Origin of the sequence: Fictibacillus sp. Mic-4, from assembly GCF_049843615.1 — a bacterium.
Taxonomy (GTDB): Bacteria; Bacillota; Bacilli; order Bacillales; family Fictibacillaceae; genus Fictibacillus_A; species Fictibacillus_A gelatini.
The window spans coordinates 1-16,291 of record NZ_JBBHZM010000054.1; the positions used below are offsets into that span (position 1 = coordinate 1).

Consider the following 16,291-nt stretch of genomic DNA (forward strand, 5'->3'; position numbering starts at 1 on the left):
AGTAGTTCAATTAGACTATTAATGAGGAAAATTTACTAGATTTCCAATAATCAGTTAACTACTAGACCGAATTGAAAGGGGAAAATGCATGAAGAAGAAGATCGCTGTCTTTACCACGGGTCTTATGATGTTCTCCACAGTAGCGTATGCGCAAGGAAGTTTAGCAAAACCAGACTTCAATCGCTCGCAAACGAAATTACACACAATGCTTCAACAAAACCACCTCAACAAGAAATTAACTGAAAAGAAATTAGACAAGCAATATAAAGCGCATGATAATGTAAGGGTTATCATTGAATTAAATGACAAACCCGCCATTGAACAAGCGAAACAGCAAAATCTAAAATACTCCACCATGAGCGTTTCCCAGAAAGAAAAATTAAACGATAAATTGCTGGAAAAACATAAGCAAGTAAAAGAAAAGATTGCCAGGAAGAAAGTGAAGATGAAGTACAAAGAAAGCTTCACGGCGATCTATAACGGCTTCAGTGCTGAAACGGAATATAAGAATATTAAAGAAATTGAAAAGCTGCCTGAAGTAAAAAGTGTACATATTGCCAACGAATATAAGCGTCCGGTGGAAAAAGCAAAAGCCGAAAAGCCAGATATGATTTACAGCAAAGATTTAATCGGAGCCAAAGAAGAGTGGAAGAATTACGGCTATACAGGGAAAGGAACGGTTGTAGCCGTTATTGATACGGGGATTGATTATACTCATAAAGATATGAAACTAGATTCTACGAAAAATGAAAAGCTGACAAAAGCAAAAGTAGAATCATTGATTAAAAGTAAAAACCTTAAAGGAAAATTTTATACGGATAAAGTTCCTTATGGATACAACTATTTTGATAAAAATGACGAAGTGCGTGATTTAGGGCCAGGAGCTTCTATGCACGGAATGCACGTTGCCGGAACGGTCGGGGCAAATGGCGATGAGGAGCATGGCAACGGAATAAAAGGGGTAGCGCCGGACGCCCAGCTTTTAGCAATGAAAGTGTTTTCGAATGACCAGAGCTTCGGATCAACATGGGGAGACATCTATATTAAAGCGATTGATGATGCGATAACGTTAGGAGCGGATGTCATTAACATGAGTCTCGGTTCTCCGGCTTCGTTTGTCGACAAAACGGATCCTGAGCAGCAAGCGATCACTAACGCCGTGAACAACGGAATTCTTTGCTCGATTTCAGCCGGCAACGAAGATACATTTGCCGAAGGGTATGAAACGTACACCTCCAATCCGGATATTGGATTGGTCGGAGCGCCAAGTGTTACAAACGAATCGCTGTCGGTTGCATCCCTTGAAAACACAAAAATTATGCTGAAAGGCATGCAAGTTTCCGTTGATGGCCAGGATCAAGGGTATTTGGCCTATAAACAAACGGAATCGCCGAACGCCGCAAAAACGCTTGGAAGCGGCAAACAGGAAGTTGTCTTTGTTGGCGATGGACAACCGGCAAATTATGAGGGAAAAGACGTCAAAGGAAAAGTTGTTCTCGCGGTCCGTACAGGAAGCTACTTCTATGCAGATATCCAAAAAACAGCTGAAGAACATGGTGCTGCGGCTGTCCTCATTCGCGGGGCGATAGCTCACGGTGACTATGTAAATCCTTCGCTGAAAAATCCAACAATCCCTGTTCTTACACTTAGCCTGAAAGATGGAGATGATTTAGCCGCGAGCCTGCAGGCAGATAAGAAGGTGGAAGTTGTTTTTGATGATTCAAACAAAGCGGTTGACAATAGCGCAGCCGGCCAAATGTCAAGCTTCACCTCATGGGGAGTGACGCCGAACCTTGACTTTAAGCCGGAAATTACAGCACCTGGCGGCCAAATTTATTCTACGTTAAACAACAATCAATATGGAGTAATGAGCGGAACATCGATGGCGGCTCCACACGTCTCCGGCGGCGCGGCGCTCATGTTGGAACGCGTCGATAAAGACTTTAAGTTTAAAGGCGCCGATCGTGTGAAAATGGCGAAAAATATCTTGATGAACACATCGAAACCGCAATACGATCATGGGAAGAACAATGAACAGCTTCATAACACAACGCTCTTCTACTCGCCACGCCGTGAAGGTGCGGGCTTAATGAACCTGGAAGATGCGATGCAAACGCCGGTCGTTGTGACTGAGTCGAAGTCCGGTGATGCGAAAGCCGCATTGAAGCAAGTGGGACAATCCTTTGATTTTACCTTAAATCTGAAAAACTACTCTGCAAAAGATGCGGAATACAATGTGCTTGGCACTGTTCAATCCGATTTAGCTGATAATGAGGGGAACAATTATAAAGAGGCAGTCGGCATTTACAAAAAAGGTTCGGTTGGAAAAGAGTATACAGGGGAGTTCCCGATTTCATTTGAAGTAAACGGCAAAAAGGCGGCAAGCGTAAAAGTTCCGGCAAAAGGCACGGCAAAAGTGAAAGTAAAAGTCATTTTAAAAGATACTGTTGACGGCGTAAATCAAAAGTCGCTTGATGAATTATATCCAAACGGTTATTTTGTAGAAGGTTTCGTCCGCTTCCTTGATAAGAACGGAAAGAATTCGCCATTATCCGTTCCTTACATCGGCTTTAAAGGCGAGTGGGACAAAGCGCCTATTCTGGACGGCATGTCCTATGAAGATGACACATATTACGGAATGGCCGGCCTTGTAACAGAAGATGGAAAAGCTGAAGACGGAAGCACCAAGTACTCATATTTAGGTAAAAATGCGCTTGATCCAAAAGCGGGAGTAGACCCTGAGCATGTCGGCTTCTCACCGAACGGGGATGGAAAATACGATACTATTTTACCGCAATTAACATTCCTGAGAAACGCCAAACATGTTGAATATAGAATCGTGGACAGCCATAAGAAGTCATTAGTAAAGCTCGCAACAAGTGAAGATGTAACAAAGAACTATAAACCTGCTGAATCACCTTATAACCTTGTAACCGATGCAACATGGGATGGAAAGGTGAAAGGCGAAAAAGTCCAGGATGGCAAATATTATTACGAAGTGAAATCGGTCATCGATTATCCTAAGGCGAAATGGCAAACGAAGTATATTCCGTTCATCGTTGATACGAAAGCACCTGAAGTATCAGGAACGGTGGATTACTCCACTGGAAAAGTTTCCTGGAAAACGAAAGAAAACGGATCAGGAGTTTCTTACTATGATATTAAAGTAGATGGAAAGAGTGTCCTTGATAAGCCGCTTGCCGGATCAGAAACTTCTTACACATTAAAAGATCTCAGCCCGAAAGCGAAAGTTGAAGTCGTCGCTTATGACTATGCCGGTAACGTCACAAATAGCCCGATGGGAGATGTCAACGACCATACAATCCCTTATATCACGGTAGACACGCCAGAAGGGTTGAGTGCAGTCAACAATAAAAAAGTGGTTGTTTCAGGTCACTTGACGGACGAATCGCAAATGGCAAGTTTCACAATAAATGGCATCCCGGTAAAGCTTGTATGGGATAATGAGAAAAAACAATATAACTTTAATAAAACGCTTACTTACAAAACGGATGGGGTAAAAGCAATTGAATTTAAGGCGCAAGATGCATCCGGAAATAAAATCGACTTCAAACGCGAATATTTCTTAGATTCAACGGCACCAACGATTAAAGTATCCGCACCAAAAAGCGTATCAAGCAAAACAAAAACGGCTAATGTGAAAATCACGCTTACGGACAACTTTAGCGAAATGAGATTTGTCTTTAATGGTGATGAAGAATACCGCCACTACTTCAAAGAGCCTTATGTTATGAAAACATTTACGAAAACGATTACGAAAAAAGTTTCACTTAAAACAGGGACGAATAAATATTTACTTGAATTAAGGGATCTTGGAGGAAACATTACGAAGAAAACATTTACGATTACACGCAAGAAATAAGACGAAAGACTGGCTCTTATATAGCCAGTCTTTCGTCTATCTTACTTTTCGAGCTTAATCATGCAAAAACTTCACGCAAACAGGATCAGGGACATTGATGTCGGATTGCAGAAGCTGCAGTTTTCCGGTTTCCTCGTCTCTTGAAAACAAGACGAGATTGCTTGAATTTTGATTGGAGGCAATAAGGAATTTTTCCGATGGGTCTAAAACAAAATCCCTCGGCCAATTGCCTCTAGTCGATGTATGTTCAATAAAGGTGAGCTTGCCTGAATCTTGATCTACGCGGAATAAAGCAATGCTGTCATGACCGCGGTTGGCTGCGTATACAAAGCGCCCGTCAGAAGAAATATGAATGGCACTGCCCTGATTATTTTCGCTAAACCCTTCTGGAATGGTAGAAATCGTTTGGGACACGGTAAAGCTTCCATCATCAGCCTTATAGTCCAAAACGATCACTTCTGAACTAAGCTCAGTCATTACATACGCATTTTTCCCGTTCGGATGAAAAACAAGATGTCTCGGTCCGCTTCCCGGCTGAACAGACAGGCTTTTTACCTCCGTTAATTTCCCGTCATGAAGAGCATATGTAATCAACTTATCGATCCCTAAATCAACGACTACCACATAGTTTTCATCAGGAGTGAATCCGGCATAATGAACGTGCGGCTTTTCCTGTCTCTCTTTATTCGGGCCACAACCGTGGTGTTCAATAATTGACGAAGCCGGTTGAACAGTACCGTCTTCCTTATTCGTTTTATACGCTTCAACCGTCCCTTTATGATAATTGGCTGTTACGACATATTGATTTTTGCTGTCAACACTGACATGGCATGGTGATGCTCCTTCTGCTAGTTGATCGTTCAATCGTTTGAGTTCGCCGGTCTTCGAGTCAATGGAAAACGATGCAGCACCTCCTGATTCCCCTTTTTTTACAACAGAATATAAGTAGCGGTTGTCCTGGCTAATGGTTACATAGGTAGGGTTATCTAATGATGCGGCTTCCTTTACATCACTTAATCTTTTATGGAGAGGATCTAGCGCGAAGGAATAGATTCCTTTGCTCTCACCTTTTGTATATGTCCCGACATATCCGATAAACGTTTGCTGGTCCGTCATTTTCTTTGCTCCTTTGCGAATTCGTTCAGTATTTCTGTCATTTATAGTATAAACGATGCAACGCGCTTCATAAAAAAATAAGGTCGATTATCTTCATCAAAAAAAGATAGTCGACCTTTATGTTTTTGCTGTTGTAACATTTCCGCTTTTGTTTTTGTCTTGCGTGTTCTTAAATCAGCCAGAGCATAAATTCCCCGATTTTCTACCGGATTTCGTTTTCCTTCCCGAACAAGCCGGTCCCGTTTCTTGCGCGCGTCACTCTTTGCCATGAGGTTTCACTCCTTATTCAATGGATTGTATTTATTATATAACAATTTCATGTCTCTGGTCCTCAATTTTGTCCTTAAGGCGAGCTCTAATGGGCAAAATTTGGCCAGTGGATCTTATTTTTGTCTTATAGACAGGCTCTAATGGACAAAGTCGTGTCTCTGGAACTTATTTTTGTCCTTTAGACGAGCTCTTATGGACCAATTTACGCCTTCAGACTCTATTTCTGTCCTTTAAAACGAGGGGATTTTTCTGTCGGGGCTTATGAATGAGGTTGTGCGCTACGGAGAATTTTCATGAGAGGGTATTAAAGGGGGTAGGACATTTGGCCTACATTTCATGAGATAAGTATTCTCCGTAATGAGACAAAATCCTTCAAAAATCGAAAAAAATTTCCCTTTTTAAAAGGTTTTTTTCACATGCTTCATTTATTATTTGGCACTGATTTTGCATGTAATTGAAGGTGTTCCTGCCACTAAAAAGCAAGTCTGGTTAAATTACGAGATTAAGTAGTTTAACTCCGGGGTGAGTGCTCCTTGTTAAAGTCCTATATTTTAGCAAGGAGCAGAAATATCAAAATTACTTGACAACTAATGACCGTTAGCTTTACTATTGAGCTAACTAATATTAGTTAGTTTAAAAAGGAGAGACTGCAACTATGAAATATCCATTATCAGAAGATGTAAAACCAGAATTTTGTACGACAGGCTCATTTATGAGACTCCCTGCCGAACGTGAAAATGCGAAGGTAGCAATCGTAGGCATGCCATTTGACACAGCGGCGTCTTTTCGCGTCGGCGCGCGGTTTGCGCCTCAGGCGATCCGCCAGGCGTCCATGACATTGTTCCCTTATCATCCTGTTCATAAGGTTTATCCATTTGATGACACTAACGCAATTGATATTGGGGACGTTCCAGTCATTCCGCACAATATTCATCGAAGCTATGAGATGATGGAGAAGCAAGTGCTAAGTCTTATGCAAAAAGGAATCATCCCGATTGGACTTGGGGGAGACCATTCCGTTACGCTGGCGAGTTTGCGCGCGGCGGCGAAAGTACACGGTCCAGTCGCTCTCATTCATTTTGACTCTCATACGGATACATGGGATACGTATTATGATGAAAAATATTGGCACGGATCGCCATTTATTCGGGCACACGAAGAAGGGCTTGTCCAACCTGATAAAGTATTCCAGATTGGGATTCGCGGAACATTAAATCATCCTGGAGATCTTGATGCGAGTTATGAACTTGGCTATCATGTCATTACGACGCCTGAGCTTCGCAAGCGGGGAATCGACAGTGTCATTCAACAAGTAAGAGAGACAATTGGGGACACGCCTTGCTTCTTGACGTTTGATATCGACTTCGTTGATCCGTCATGTGCGCCTGGAACGGGTACGCTGGAAGTCGGAGGATTATCCAGCCTTGAAACGCTTGAAATGGTTCGTTCACTTACCGATTTTAACTATGTCGGGTTTGATTTAGTAGAGGTCTTGCCTCCCTATGATCCAACACAAATCACTTCTTTATTAGCAGCGACACTTGTCCATGATTTTGCGAGTTTAATCGCGTTGCAAAAAAAATAAACAATAATGCAGGGTGCCCTAATGCATCCTGCTTTTATTTTGCAAAATGGACACAATAGCTTATAATTTTTGTAATCAACGTTATTTCAGGTGTGGTGAATATAGTGTCTAAAGAAAAAATAAAAGAAGTGGCGTTATCTGTTTTTGCAAGCCAGGGGTATGAAGGAGCTTCCTTATCCAAAATTGCAGATGGGGTCGGGATTAAAACGCCATCCATTTACAGTCATTTTAAAAGCAAGGAAGACTTGTTTTTTTCCATTTTTGAAGATGTTCTCTGGGAAGATATTCAGCGTGTTCAAACTCTATTGGAAACGATAAAAAATGATTCGATTGAAGAGAAGCTCTATCAAATTTTGCATAATATTTTTCAATATTACAAGCAGAATGAGGAAAAGGCCGTCCTATTAAAGCGAACGATGCTCTTCCCGCCGGATGCTTTAAAAGAAGAGTTGCGCTTGAAATTTGTCAATTCGGAGACGGCATTATCGAAAATTCTGTATTCCGTCTTTGAAGAAGGAATTAAGACAGGTGTCATTAAAGGAGAAATAGAAGACTTGCTGGCATCATTTTACTGTCTTATCGACGGGTTGTTTATCCAAATTTTCTATTATGGAAAAGAAGAAGTAGAGGAACGGTTCCAAAAAGTGTGGAGCATTTTTTGGGCAGGCATTCAAGCATAATTGACCATCATGACTCAGGCTCGCGGGCCTGGGTTTTTTAGTATTAGCATTTCAAATACGGTTATGATAAATAGAATAATATATGCAATTTTGAATAATTAAAAACTAGATCATTCGACAAATTCCCCGATATCTCTCGGTTAATGGTTGGCATAAATATTGCATTATATTTTATGCAGCCAAAGAGTAAGGAAGGAAGTTAATAGAATGCGGAATGGAAAGTTCGAAGCTTAGATTGCTGAAAAAAGAGATCATTCCGAAGCAATTTACAGAATTTTCTTACTCGATATAAGAGATAGAGGAGGAATGATACATGGAAAATGGAGTTGGTTTGAAGAAATCGCTTGGATTATGGTCAATCGTCATGTTAGGGGTAGGATACATGACTCCGATGGTCGTATTTGATACTTTCGGGATCGTATCGAATGATACTGGAGGCCATGTTCCTACATCTTATATTTTAGCATTAGCCGCCATGTTGTTTACAGCCGCTAGTTATGGAAAATTAGTGAAAGTTTTCCCGATGGCGGGATCGGCTTATACGTATACAGCTAAAACGATTCATCCCAATCTCGGATTTCTTGTCGGATGGTCGGCGTTATTAGATTATCTGTTTTTGCCAATGGTAAATGCGTTATTGACAAAATATTATTTTGAAGCACTATTCCCGAGCGTTCCCGGTTGGGTCTGGGTCGTATTATTTGTTGGGCTTGTAACGCTCGTTAATGTGTTCAGTGTCAATGTTTCGGCCAACTTTAATACATTGCTTGTTCTATTCCAGATACTCGTTATCGTTATTTTTGTCGGCCTTGTCATTCACGGGCTTGTAAAAGGAGAAGGAACGGGGAGCATTTTCTCAATTCAACCGTTTTTCTCTTCACATATGCATATTTCAACATTAATTGCTGGAGCGACCGTACTCTGTTTTTCCTTTTTAGGATTCGACGCAGTTACAACGATGTCTGAAGAAACGCCGAATGCGGTAAAAACGATACCGAGGGCGATATTCCTAACGGCACTTCTTGGCGGTATCCTATTTATCGTTGCATCTTATTTTACGCAATCGTTTTTTCCGGATGTTTCAAAGTTTAAAAGTCCCGACTCATCAGCTCCGGAAATTGCGTTATATGTTGGAGGCAAGTTGTTCCAGGCTTTCTTTTTAGCAGGAACATTCACGGGGACGCTCGCATCGGGAGTTGCTTCTCATACAAGTGTATCCAGGCTTCTATATGTAATGGGACGGGATAATGTTCTTCCCGCTAAATATTTTGGCTACGTTCACCCGAAATGGAGAACGCCCGTATTTAATGTAATTGCTGTTGGGATTATTTCTTTGTCCGCCATCTTTTTTAACTTAGAAACGGCGACATCTTTAATCAATTTCGGAGCTTTAATTTCTTTTACGTTTGTTAACCTTTGCGTCATTGTCCATTTTGTACTGAAGAATAAACAGCACAAATCGTTGAAAGGAATTTGGACGTATATTCTTTCTCCAATAATTGGCGCAGCATTCGTCTTTATTTTATGGTTAAATTTAAATATTGATTCATTTATGCTTGGGATTGCCTGGGCTATTATTGGTTTCTGTTATCTTATGTATATTACAAAAATGTTCAAGGAAGAAACGCCGCAGTTTAAGTTTGAAGAAGCGATGTAAAGCTGAAATACTCGTAGATAGAAAGTTTAGAATCTATTTTCTCTCGTAAAAAGACTGAAAATTCGATACAAAAATGGAGGTAATTGTAAGCGCTTTATGATTTCAAGGAGGAATGATACATGGAGAACGGTATTCATTTAAAACGCTCTCTTGGTTTATGGTCGATCGTCATGCTTGGAATCGGATACATGTCGCCGATGGCGCTGTTTGATACATTTGGAATTGTATCAGAAGAAACAGCCGGACATGTTCCGACTTCCTATCTCCTTGCACTTATTGCAATGTTGTTTACGGCAATAAGCTATGGAAAAATGGTAAAGGCATATCCGATGGCCGGGTCGGCTTATACGTATACACAAAAAACGATTAATGGAAATTTAGGTTTTCTCGTTGGATGGTCAGCGCTCTTAGATTATTTGTTTTTGCCAATGGTTGCCGCGCTGTTGACGAAAATCTATTTTTCCGCAGTTTTTCCTGGTGTCCCAACATGGGTCTGGATCGTTGGCTTTGTCATCATTACGACATTAATTAACATTTTCAGCATCAATGTAACAGCAAATTTTAATACGTTTCTCGTTCTTTTTCAAATGCTGGTCATTGTCACCTTTTTAATCTTATGCATAAAAGGATTACTATCCGGTGAAGGAACGGGGAAAGTGCTTTCGCCTGAGCCCTTTTTCAAAACGGGGTTTGATTTTTCGTCAGTCATTTCGGGAGCTACGGTTTTATGCTTTTCATTTTTAGGGTTTGACGCAGTAACGACGTTGTCAGAAGAGACGCCAAACGCGATAAAAACCATACCACGCGCGATATTATTGACGGCATTCATCGGTGGGATCGTGTTTATCGTTGTCTCGTATTTCATCCAATCGTATTTTCCGGATGTTACTAGATTTAAAAACCCGGAAGGCGCATCACCGGAAATTGCGCTTTATGTTGGCGGCAAATTGTTTCAATCGTTCTTTATTGCCGGAACATTTACTAGTACGCTGGCTACAGGGCTCGCTTCACAGGCAAGTGTATCCCGCCTATTATACGTAATGGGAAGAGATCAAATGCTTCCAAAAAAAGTGTTCGGATATATTCATCCAAAATGGAGAACACCGGTCATTAACGTTTTTCTCGTTGGCGGGATTCAGCTTACCGCCATTTTCTTTGATCTTGAAACGGCATCTTCGCTCATCAATTTCGGTGCGCTCATCTCGTTTACATTAGTAAACATTTGTGTCATTTGGCACTATGCGTATTATAAAAAGCAATACAAATCAGTGAAAGAAGTCATCAATTTCATTATTTTACCTGTAATTGGTGCAGCCTGCATAATCGTCTTATGGTTGAATTTGAATATGGACGCGCTAGTTCTAGGAATTTCCTGGGCGATCGTAGGGTTTATTTATTTGCTGTATTTAACAAAAATGTTCCGAACTGCTCCACCGCAATTTAACTTTAACGAAGCGGAAGCAGGTTAAAAGTGCCGGGGGCCAAGCCCTGGCACTTTTTATATGAGGAACAAGGCCTTGATTGACTTCTGTTATGCAAATCTACATAACTATTCAATCTTACATAACGTATTTGAATAAAGACTCTCATTTCAAGGTTTTTATTGTTGGCACGGAAATTGCATCTATAAATCAGTGTAAAAAACATTAATGAGGTGTAATTCATGGTAACCGAGACAAACACGATTACAGCAAAGGCAGAAGTTAAGGAAGAGGATCGTCCGTTAGAGGAATTTCAATCTGTATTAAAAGAAGCAATCGACAAGCTGGGCTATCCGGAAATCGTTTTTGAGTTTTTAAAAGAGCCGATTCGTTGTCTGGAAGTCAGCATTCCTGTTCACATGGATAATGGCGAAACGAAAATATTCCGAGGCTTTCGTGCCCAGCACAATGATTCCACAGGCCCGACAAAAGGCGGCATTCGCTTTCACCCGGAAGTAACTGTAGAGGAAGTGAAAGCGTTAGCAGGATGGATGAGTTTAAAATGCGGCATTACGAACCTTCCATATGGCGGGGCAAAAGGCGGAATTATTTGCGATCCGCGAACGATGAGTTTCAGAGAGCTCGAACAATTAAGCAGAGGCTATGTCCGTGCGGTCAGTCAAATCGTTGGGCCAACAAAAGATATCCCGGCGCCTGACATGTATACAAACTCGCAAATTATGGCCTGGATGCTCGATGAATATGACCATATTCGCGAATTTGATTCTCCAGGTTTTATTACGGGTAAACCGCTGACGCTTGGTGGCTCTCAGGGACGCGAAACCGCTACATCAAAAGGTGTATTGTATACGTTGCAACTATTAAGTGAATTGAAAAACATTCCAATTGAAGGCATGCGTGTCATCGTGCAGGGGTTTGGAAATGTAGGAAGCTATTTAGCGGACTACTTGCATAAATTAGGTGCAAAAGTCGTTGGGATTTCCGATGTTCTCGGCGGCGTATATGATCCGGAAGGCCTTGATATCCCTTCCTTGATGGATAAAAGAGACTCGTTTGGAATCGTTACCAATCAGTTCAAAGAAACGGTTTCCAACCAGCAATTACTTGAAATGGAATGTGATGTATTAATTCCTGCAGCAATCGGCGGAGTGATCACGAAACAAAATGCTGACCGCTTGAAATGTAAAATTGTAGTGGAAGCGGCAAACGGGCCAACAACGAAAGAAGCGCTTGAAATTTTAAGCGAAAAAGATATTCTTGTCGTTCCGGATATTCTGGCAAATTCAGGCGGTGTCATCGTCTCGTACTTTGAATGGTGCCAAAACAATCAAGGGTATTATTGGTCTGAACAAGAAGTTGATGAGAAGTTAAAAGAGAAAATTACAACTAGCTTTATGAAAATTTATGAAACGGCTAAACGTCATGATGTAAACATGAAGATCGCAGCTTACATGGAAGGGATTAAGAAAATCGCGGAAGCCTCAAGACTCCGAGGGTGGATTCACTATTAAGAAAAAAGCAACGCTTTTTTCTCCTACCAGTAGGATAGTCATCGAGGGATAAGCACAATTACGCCTTTAGTCTTCGCGCTTTCTTAAGCTTGCCGCTTGGCGAGCTTACTTAGAAGCCGTTGTTCAAAAAGTCCATGATTCTCTACTCACCACGACATTCTCCTTTTTGAACAAATCATTTAGAAGGAGTTGGTGGCATGAATTTTGACATATTGTCGGAAGAAAGAGAGACCCAGATGATCCGGTATTACTGTTTGGCAACAAATCAATGCAGATACGATTTTGCGATTATTTATACGGAACTGTTTTTTGGAAAGGCCATTGTCATTTCCATTCAAAATGGCAGAATGGTGCTTTTATGTCAAGAGGATTTGGAAAACCCGGGCTACTGGTCGGATAAATTAGGGATTAAGGACGAAGACATTAAAGAATTTCAAAAGTTTTTCTCTTTTATTCTTCAATCGAAAGAATTGGCTGAGCAATATTAACGTTATGAGAGGAAGAAGGCAAAATGACCTATCGCGAAATGATCACAAGTCCTTATTATGGCGTAATAGAAGAAGTGATTGTCAAGAAAAACACAAGGATTTATGAATGGGAACCACTTTTTGAAATTAAAACGGAAAATGGCACTATTAAGTCGGTAACAGTAGGAGTAAGCGGGGAAGTAGAATCTCTTGAGGTGCAAGAAGGCGATAAAGTCATTCCTGGAATGGTATTGGCGTACGTCAAGGAAGATTTGCTGGCGAGCGGAAGCGATTAAGCAGAAGGTGAATAGCATCACCTTCTTTTTGCGTTTAAACGTAGGAATATTTGGATAAATTTAAAGATTAATGCTAATATTTCACGAATCATGTAAAATAGAGATAATAGGCGTGAAGGAGGTTGGCATCTATGATTTCACTAGCAAATGAAAACATTCGACCTATTGTTTCCATATCCATTGATCAGCCTGGTCAGGATTGGATAGAGGAAATGGTCCAGCAACAAGAACCATTTATTTTTTTGAAGAAACAAAATGAACTCTTTGGATATATACAGTTGAAAGATGTTTTATTTCTCCAAAAAAATGGCCAGGGCTTAACAGAAGAGGCATTATTAAGCCGGGTCACTCCGCTTGAGAAAGTATCTCAGCTTAATGAAAAGCTATCGCTTCCTGTTTTGTTCCAAATTATCGGTACATCGATCGCCCTTGTAAAAGATGATCATGGGGAAATTTGCGGATATATAAAAAGAGAAGATGTATTAGCAAAACTTTTTCAACAGGAAAATAAGAGCGTCGACTTGTTAAAAATCATTTTAACGTCTATACCTATGGGGATTTTTATTGTAGATAGGGACAGAAAAATCGTAAATTTTAACGAGTCGGGTTTGCATATGATCCGCTCGAAGCCGGAAAAGGTCATGAATGTGCCGGCAGAACAAATTTTCAGCGGGAAGCATATCGATTATGTTTTTTCCTCAGGGGAGACGATCTTAAACCAGCTGCAAATTACGGATGAAATGGGGATACTTGTCGATTACAGCCCGATCATTAACTTTCAACATCAGGTTGATGGGATGGTCATCATTGTCCAGGATTTGCCGATGGTTGAGGAAATGGCGATGGAAATTGAGCATATTAAAGATTTAAATAAAGATTTAAATGCGATTCTTTCAACGATTTATGACGAAATTTTAGTCGTTAACCGAAAAGGGGAAATGATCCGCCATAGCGAGAATTTTATTTCCGGATTTTGGGGAGTCGAGTTGAAAGAGTTAATGGGGAAAAATCTTTTGGAATTAGAAGAAAAAGGGCTGTTTACGCCATCCGTCACCCGGCTAGTCCTGGAGCAAAAGAAGAAAGTTTCGATCGTTCAAGAAACGAAAGACGGGAAGAAAATATTAGCTGTTGGAAACCCGGTATTTGACGAAGATGGCCAAATTGACCGGATTATCATCGCTTCAAGGGATATAACGGAGACAACTCAGCTAAAATCCGAGCTGAAAGAAATGAAGAAAATCTCGGATCAATACAAGCGAGAGTTAGACAATTTTAAAAATCAGGACCGTTTTTTTAAAAAGTTGGTCTATTGCAGTCCGAAGATGGAGCAAATTATGGCTCACATCAAAAAGATCGCCGGCTTTTCCTCAACCGTTTTAATTTACGGGGAGTCCGGCGTCGGGAAAGAACTCATTGCCCAGGCGATCCATCAATTAGGAAAACGTTCGGACAAGCCATTTCTTAAATTGAATTGCGGTGCTATACCTGAAAACTTAATTGAAAGCGAATTGTTCGGGTATACGAAAGGCTCATTTACAGGTGCCGATAAAAGCGGGAAAGAAGGGTATTTCCAGCAAGCGGATGGAGGCGTTTTGTTTTTAGATGAGATTGGTGAAATGCCGATGCATCTTCAAGTGAAATTGCTTCGCGTCCTTCAAGAGCAGGAAGTTGTGCCGGTCGGAAGTACAACACCGATCAAGGTCAATGTTCAAATCATTGCAGCAACGAATAAACGATTAGAAAAACTGGTCGAAGAAGGAACGTTCAGAAAAGATTTATATTACAGGCTTAACGTTATACCGATCCATGTTCCGCCATTAAGAGACCGGTCCGAAGATATTCCGGTTCTTGCGTTTCATTTTCTCCAACAGTTAAATGAAAGATATGAAAAGAACTACCATTTAACGCCTGATGCATTGAATTTGCTTGAAGTGTATTCGTGGCCGGGAAATATTAGAGAATTGCAAAACATGATTGAACGTTTAGTCGTTTCAAGCGATGATGAGAACATCGACGCGGATTTTGTCAGCCAATTTCTTACGTTAGGGCCGGACTTCAACAAATCAAAGCCGGTCATCACAAGAGTGCTGCCATTGCAAGAAGCGCAAGACCACGTTGAAGAACAATTGATCTTGCTTGCCATGAAGCAATACAAAACGACGACGAAGGCGGCTAAGGCGCTAGGCATAAGCCAATCTTCCGTTAGCCGTAAATATCAAAAAATCCTTAATGAAAAGAAATTAAAAGATGAGAGTTTATTTCAATATGAATAAGGTTGGCATGTAAATTGCATTATTTTTCATTGAAAAGTTTTCTTTGTACTGAAAAAGAAGAGAAGTGCAAGGATAGATATGGAGGAGTTCAACATGAATCAAACAGGTACAGAACGAGTTAAACGAGGAATGGCAGAAATGCAAAAAGGCGGCGTCATTATGGACGTTGTCAACGCAGAGCAAGCGAAAATCGCAGAAGCAGCTGGAGCGGTAGCCGTAATGGCATTAGAACGCGTTCCTTCCGATATTCGCGCAGCAGGCGGTGTAGCCCGCATGGCTGACCCAACGATTGTCGAAGAAGTCGTGAATGCGGTTTCGATTCCTGTCATGGCGAAGGCGCGTATCGGCCATATCGTCGAAGCGCGCGTGCTTGAAGCGATGGGTGTAGACTACATTGACGAAAGTGAAGTGTTAACGCCGGCAGACGAAGTATTCCACTTGAACAAGCGCGATTATACGGTTCCATTCGTATGTGGAGCCCGCGACTTAGGCGAAGCAGCGCGCCGCATCGGAGAAGGCGCTTCCATGATCCGTACGAAAGGGGAGCCAGGAACAGGCAACATCGTTGAAGCGGTACGCCATATGCGCATGATCCAGGCGCAAATTCGTAAAGTCGTGTCGATGAGCAAGGACGAGCTAATGACCGAAGCGAAAAACCTTGGCGCGCCATACGAAATCCTTCTTCAAATTAAAGAAGCAGGCAAGCTTCCAGTTGTAAACTTTGCGGCAGGCGGCGTGGCAACTCCAGCGGACGCAGCACTCATGATGGAACTTGGCGCGGACGGCGTATTCGTCGGATCCGGCATTTTCAAATCGGAAAACCCTGAGAAGTTCGCCCGTGCGATCGTTGAAGCAACTACCCATTATCAAGATTACAAATTGATTGCCGAGCTTTCTAAAGGATTAGGAACGCCGATGAAAGGCATCGAGATTTCTAGACTAGAGCCAGCTGAACGCATGCAAGAGCGCGGCTGGTAATCAATCATTCCCCGGAGGCTGAAAGGAAAGCTATTCGGGGAATTTTCATTGTTTGCCCAAAATTGAACTTCTATGAGGCAAAACCAAGAGAAAGGTTCTCAAGGACAAAATCGTGCTCCGAGACGCAAAAAAT

12 protein-coding genes are annotated in these 16,291 nt (G+C 41.4%); 10 read left to right on the forward strand and 2 right to left on the reverse strand.

Annotated elements, in window-relative coordinates:
• Positions 1-88 precede the first annotated feature (88 nt).
• Positions 89-3,883, forward strand: coding sequence for a S8 family serine peptidase (locus WD019_RS20080; RefSeq protein ID WP_425712607.1), 3,795 nt, complete (start codon positions 89-91; stop codon positions 3,881-3,883).
• 54 nt (positions 3,884-3,937) lie between these two features.
• Here WD019_RS20080 and WD019_RS20085 read toward each other — a convergent pair whose 3' ends face one another.
• Positions 3,938-4,999: a lactonase family protein gene (locus tag WD019_RS20085; protein WP_425712608.1), complete on the reverse strand. Its 1,062-nt coding sequence runs from the start codon at positions 4,997-4,999 to the stop codon at positions 3,938-3,940.
• 41 nt (positions 5,000-5,040) lie between these two features.
• Positions 5,041-5,268, reverse strand: coding sequence for a uracil phosphoribosyltransferase (locus WD019_RS20090; protein WP_425712609.1), 228 nt, complete (start codon positions 5,266-5,268; stop codon positions 5,041-5,043).
• A gap of 656 nt (positions 5,269-5,924) precedes the next feature.
• On the opposite strand from WD019_RS20090, the gene speB reads away from it, so the two are divergent.
• From speB to pdxS, 9 genes are all read left to right on the forward strand, one after another.
• Entirely contained in the window at positions 5,925-6,854 is a 930-nt protein-coding gene (speB, locus tag WD019_RS20095; protein ID WP_026678318.1) for an agmatinase, read from the forward strand.
• A gap of 104 nt (positions 6,855-6,958) precedes the next feature.
• Positions 6,959-7,534 carry a TetR/AcrR family transcriptional regulator gene (locus WD019_RS20100; RefSeq protein ID WP_425712610.1) on the forward strand — a complete coding sequence of 192 codons (576 nt, stop codon included), beginning with the start codon at positions 6,959-6,961 and terminating at the stop codon, positions 7,532-7,534.
• A 313-nt stretch (positions 7,535-7,847) separates the two neighbouring features.
• Entirely contained in the window at positions 7,848-9,191 is a 1,344-nt protein-coding gene (locus tag WD019_RS20105; RefSeq protein ID WP_425712611.1) for an APC family permease, read from the forward strand.
• A 119-nt stretch (positions 9,192-9,310) separates the two neighbouring features.
• The gene (locus WD019_RS20110; protein ID WP_425712612.1) at positions 9,311-10,660 is read left to right on the forward strand and encodes an APC family permease; all 1,350 of its coding nucleotides are present in this window, start codon (positions 9,311-9,313) and stop codon (positions 10,658-10,660) included.
• Between the two features lie 194 nt (positions 10,661-10,854).
• Positions 10,855-12,144 carry a Glu/Leu/Phe/Val family dehydrogenase gene (locus tag WD019_RS20115; protein ID WP_026678322.1) on the forward strand — a complete coding sequence of 430 codons (1,290 nt, stop codon included), beginning with the start codon at positions 10,855-10,857 and terminating at the stop codon, positions 12,142-12,144.
• A 197-nt stretch (positions 12,145-12,341) separates the two neighbouring features.
• A complete protein-coding gene (locus WD019_RS20120; RefSeq protein WP_425712613.1) occupies positions 12,342-12,632 on the forward strand; it encodes an SAV0927 family protein in 291 nt (96 codons plus the stop codon).
• Between the two features lie 23 nt (positions 12,633-12,655).
• A complete protein-coding gene (locus WD019_RS20125) occupies positions 12,656-12,907 on the forward strand; it encodes a hypothetical protein (protein ID WP_035351055.1) in 252 nt (83 codons plus the stop codon).
• A gap of 131 nt (positions 12,908-13,038) precedes the next feature.
• The gene (locus WD019_RS20130; protein WP_425712614.1) at positions 13,039-15,180 is read left to right on the forward strand and encodes a sigma 54-interacting transcriptional regulator; all 2,142 of its coding nucleotides are present in this window, start codon (positions 13,039-13,041) and stop codon (positions 15,178-15,180) included.
• A 93-nt stretch (positions 15,181-15,273) separates the two neighbouring features.
• Positions 15,274-16,158, forward strand: coding sequence for a pyridoxal 5'-phosphate synthase subunit PdxS (gene pdxS, locus WD019_RS20135; protein WP_425712615.1), 885 nt, complete (start codon positions 15,274-15,276; stop codon positions 16,156-16,158).
• The last annotated feature ends 133 nt before the right edge of the window (positions 16,159-16,291 follow it).